Raw genomic sequence first — 4,577 nt, 5'->3', positions numbered from 1 at the left:
AGAAAAACAAAACATGACCAAAAAACTAAACGAAGAAAAACAAAACATGACCAAAAAACTAAACATAGAAAAACAAAACATGACCAAAAAACTAAACGAAGAAAAACAAAACATAGCCAAAAAACTAAAAGAAGACAACATTCCAATAGAAAAAATAATACAATACACAGGACTCAGCAAAGACATGATTTCAAAAATATGAAAAAATCATTTTGGCAATGGAACGTCTTCACTTTCCACAACCACTTCAACTACAAGAGGTCCTGTGAGATTTTTTTCACACAGCAATTTCAAGTCATCCAAAGTATCGACACGAACGGCATCAATACCATATGATGATGCCAATTTTACAAAGTCAGGATTTTGCAAACTGATTTGATACGGTTTCATATCATAAAATGATTCCTGCCATTGGCGGATGATTCCAAATTCCGAATTGTTCAAAATGAAAACAACCACATCCAGATTATTTTCCTTGAGTGTTGCCAATTCCTGAATATTCATCTGAAAATCACCGTCACCGTTTATGACAATGATTTTCTCGCCACTGGCTATGCTTGCCCCAATAGCTGCAGGTAGTCCATAACCCATCGGTGCAAGGCCACCTGAAAACAATAGCTGACCAGGCTTTGTTGACCTTTTCAAAAGTGTTGTCCATGTTGTGTGGCTTCCGGCATCAGACACTACAATGTTATCCGAAAATCTTTTCAGGATCTCATTGATTGCAGCCTGAGGTTTCAAGTCATCATGAATTCCATCAACAACCACATCATTGTCAATTTCAAGAATTTCACCCAGCCAGTCAACTTCACTGAACTGAATATTCAAAAGAAAATCTTCAACCTTGCCATGAATAGGATAGTCGCCAACAAGAACATCAGGGTTGATATTTACATGAATCAGATTGTCAGGGATTTGTGAAAGTGTCCTTTCGCTGCCTTTAATGCCAAGTGCAATTATGCAATCTGCATTTTCAAATGCATATCCCGCTTGTGGAGTTCCGCGTGTTCCAACCATTCCCAAATTGATATCCTCATTTTCGGAAATGATTCCCTTTCCATGAAATGTTGTTGTAACAGGAATATTGTATTTTTCCGCAATCAATTTGATATTTTGGGCTTGGGATCTTGCACCTGCACCCAGAATAAGCAAGGGTTTTTTGGACTTGTCAATAAGTTCCTGAGCCTTTGAAATGTTTGACAAATCATCTTCACACAGATAACACAGTTCAAAGTCCTCAAAATCAGTGCTCATCAAAACATCTTTTGAAAGGTTGATGTGAATCGGTCCTTTCGGATTGTTTTTCAGTGCAAAAATGGAAGCCCTTAATACATACAATGCTTCAGTGCCGTTGAGTGGATTATATGACTCGACAGTTATGTTTCTAAAGATTTCCACTTGAGGAGTTGTCTGAAAATAGTCAGTTCCGCGATATTTGAGTTCATTGTCTCCTGTCAATACCAGAATAGGAATGTTGTCCTTGAATGCTGTTGCAACGGCCATGGTAAAGTTCAATGCTCCCGGAGAAGCTGTTGAAATGCATACTCCAAATTTTCCGCTGGATCTGTAATGGCCATCGGCTGCATGTGCTGCTGCCTGTTCGTGCCTTGTCAATATATGGTTGATTTTTGAAGATGAAAGAGCCTTATAAAATGGCATAATCTGCTCGCCAGGAATTCCGAATATGTTTTCGACTCCCTCTTCAGCCAGGATTTCAACCATCCTTTCACTTACATTCATCTTCCATCTCCTGATAAGATCCGTTGTATTCACCTGACCCTTCAACCGGAAAGACAACAGCCTGGGCAATTCTGTCTCCGGACTTGATTTTATATTCAAAGTCCCCATGATTATAAATCATGAACATCAAAGTTCCGTAAAAGCCCGGATCTCCCACTGCAGTTTGAACGGAGATAAATGACCTAAGAAGAGTTGATCGTGGAAGGTATAGCATCGTATAGCCCTTTGGAATTTTAACTTTCCTTTTAATACTTGCCAGATAGGCCGTGTGTGGTTTTAAGGTAAAGATTTCACCTTCCATCTCCTTAAGTTCAGGCAAAATTTTTTCATTGTCTATAAGTGAACCTTCACTTTCCTGAGTATAAATCCTGTCCAGCTCCAGGTCTATGCCTGAAGGCTGAACCAAATCCTTAAAATTTGGAAACAGTTTTACAAGTTCTTTTTCACCAAGCATCATATCAAAACCTTTTAATAATTTATTTATATCACCTACATTATAAACTTTAAATGGTGATAAAATGCCTGTAATAACAATAGCTGGAAACGATGGAATAAGTGTAGAGAAAAAAAGAGAAATGGTAAAAAACGTGTCAAAAGTAGTTGCAGATGCTTACGATCTGCCTGTCGAAGCGATAACCGTTTTGGTTCAAGCCTATCCAAAGGAAAGCATTGGAGTGGCCGGTGAACTATTATCTGATAGGGGATAATCAATCCATTAAAGATTTATAAAAAAAGGGAATTTTGAAACAAATCAAAATTCCCAAAATTTACAGACTAAATGTGTTAAACTACATTAACACAGTACTATATAGTATTGGAAGGTATTTAAAAATTTGGATTGAACCGACAATCCGACACCCATCATCAACTTTTTTAACCACATTTCAATCGGAAATCTTTGCAAACATTTTACGGAATAATGCTATTTTTCACATGAACATTATTCTAACAAATCATGATAGAGAGGTACATTTCAAGTGTAAAGGCTTAAAAATCAGAATTTTTTAAAATAAATTATGATTTTCTTACCAAATGTTGAAATTGAATTATTTCATTATATTTAATCATGAAAAAAGGCAATTTCATAAAATATTGATATTGATGTGAGAAAAGCCAGAATATGGCAAAAATCTTGAGTTACTGGGAAGTGAAATTCTTACAGAAAGCCAGTTTGAATGTGTTAAAAATGATTTGTCCCAACACTTGTTTTGATTTGAGAGATATGAATGAAGCCCTTAAAAATATTTATGATTGACCCATCCAAAAATTGATTATGATAATGGAACATTTTATAGATGGCATTTTTTTGATTTGAAGTGCTGTGAATCATTTTCGCCAATTCTGGTCAAAATCGGCAAAAATTTTCATCGAATTTTGATAAATTTTTAAGGCCAGATTGAAAAAATGCAATATATTTTTAACATATTATTTTAATTTCAATTTCGGGAAATATTATGACTTCCAATCATTAAACTAAAAACGATCAAAAATTATTGTCAAAACCGAAGGAAATTATGGGAAAAAATCGAATTTAAGGAAAAATAAATGAAGTATAGTAAAAAAATTTCATTCTAGATAATGGCTAAAAAGCGATTATTTGCAAAATTCAGCATGAATAACAGATAAATAAATGAAAATATCTGAAAAATCAGAAAAGATTGAAAAAGCACATCCTCAAAAAATTGCAGAATTTGAAATGAAAAATCATGACCCTCACCGGCAATTTATGAAATTTGTGAAAAACTTTGACAAAATTCCTGAGATGCCATTATTGATATCCTGCAGGAATCATCATGGCCAAAAGGTCAGTTTCAACAAAACTCATTATCCACAAGAAAAGACATGACACCACCCAACACCCACAAACATATTGACTTAACTTATTGCACAACTGCCAAAACTGAAATAATTTTTAAGCTTTCATGACCTATGAAAGAAGAATCCGGATTTACTTGAAAAAAATCTTCATACTATAATGGTAAAAAATGCATTTTCAAATAAAGTGATATAGATTTGATGAATTAAAACTTCCAGTTATAAATATAGCATCAAAAATATTGAAGGTCGCCATTAGAATATTAACTTGAGTTCACACCTGTCACTAATGAATAGAGGTTACTTCAATATAACATATATTAACAGACATGGGAATGGGAAATATCTAAAAAATTTAGGAATACCTAAAAATTAGCGAAAGATTTATATTACATTACAAAAAAATAATAAAACAGGAAGTGAAATTGTAATCTCCAACATAACATCAATTCACTTCCACATCCCACAATTATTCGAGGTGAAAAATATGATCATTGGAATTGAAAACCTAAAAGCAAAACAGGAAAAAGAAAAAGAAGATTGCGAATAAGCAAATCTGCAATACCACACAAAAATTCGAAAAATAAGGGTTTTCCTCCCTATTTTTTACAATACATCACACCCAACCTTTTAAAAACTATTTTTAACCTGTCAGGACAATGTAGAAAATATTTCAAAAATAGACGGAACAAGATTAATGGAAAAGCAAGAGACTATATTTACGAAAATACGAAAGAATTGAAAAATTGCTTCAGACAAAATTCAAAACAAGAAGCAACGAGCAATTTAAACAATATTTACAAAATTACAGAGCTATTCCAGTTGTATTAAAAGATTTCATCAGAAAACACACTATCAATCACTTCCATAGATATGTAGAACACTTAGATAATGAAAATATAGAAAAAACATCCAACAAAGTAGAAAATTACTACAGACAAAGGTTCAGACAGATTCAATTAATATTGCTTTTTTAACTTGGTTATCGTTGAAAAAGTTTAATTAATTTTTTCACTGCCATT

At 33.5% G+C, this 4,577-nt stretch carries 4 protein-coding genes and 2 pseudogenes; 4 read left to right on the top strand and 2 right to left on the bottom strand.

From position 1 onward, the window contains the following. A pseudogene (locus UIB65_RS05440) lies at window positions 1-202 on the top strand (hypothetical protein); the annotation flags it as partial. Window positions 203-207: 5 nt separating this feature from the next. Here UIB65_RS05440 and UIB65_RS05435 read toward each other — a convergent pair. Both UIB65_RS05435 and UIB65_RS05430 read right to left on the bottom strand, forming a co-directional pair. Continuing rightward, window positions 208-1,740 (bottom strand): thiamine pyrophosphate-binding protein, encoded by a 1,533-nt coding sequence (locus UIB65_RS05435; protein ID WP_330040094.1) that lies wholly within the window; start codon window positions 1,738-1,740, stop codon window positions 208-210. Next, the gene (locus UIB65_RS05430) at window positions 1,727-2,194 is read right to left on the bottom strand and encodes a deoxyuridine 5'-triphosphate nucleotidohydrolase (protein WP_330040097.1); all 468 of its coding nucleotides are present in this window, start codon (window positions 2,192-2,194) and stop codon (window positions 1,727-1,729) included. The genes UIB65_RS05435 and UIB65_RS05430 overlap by 14 nt, the downstream gene beginning before the upstream one ends. Before the next feature lie 64 nt (window positions 2,195-2,258). On the opposite strand from UIB65_RS05430, the gene dmpI reads away from it, so the two are divergent. The 3 genes and pseudogenes from dmpI to UIB65_RS05415 form a co-directional block, all read left to right on the top strand. Then, window positions 2,259-2,447 carry a 4-oxalocrotonate tautomerase DmpI gene (dmpI, locus tag UIB65_RS05425; RefSeq protein WP_330040092.1) on the top strand — a complete coding sequence of 63 codons (189 nt, stop codon included), beginning with the start codon at window positions 2,259-2,261 and terminating at the stop codon, window positions 2,445-2,447. Between the two features lie 923 nt (window positions 2,448-3,370). After that, window positions 3,371-3,586, top strand: coding sequence for a hypothetical protein (locus UIB65_RS05420; protein WP_330040090.1), 216 nt, complete (start codon window positions 3,371-3,373; stop codon window positions 3,584-3,586). 650 nt (window positions 3,587-4,236) lie between these two features. After that, window positions 4,237-4,496 (top strand): annotated as a pseudogene (locus UIB65_RS05415) (hypothetical protein); the annotation flags it as partial. Window positions 4,497-4,577 lie beyond the last annotated feature (81 nt).

The sequence above is a fragment of the Methanobrevibacter sp. genome (genome assembly GCF_036307625.1).
GTDB lineage: Archaea > Methanobacteriota > Methanobacteria > Methanobacteriales > Methanobacteriaceae > Methanocatella.
Note: the sequence above shows the minus strand (reverse complement) of the source record. Positions and strands in the feature narration are given on the sequence as shown.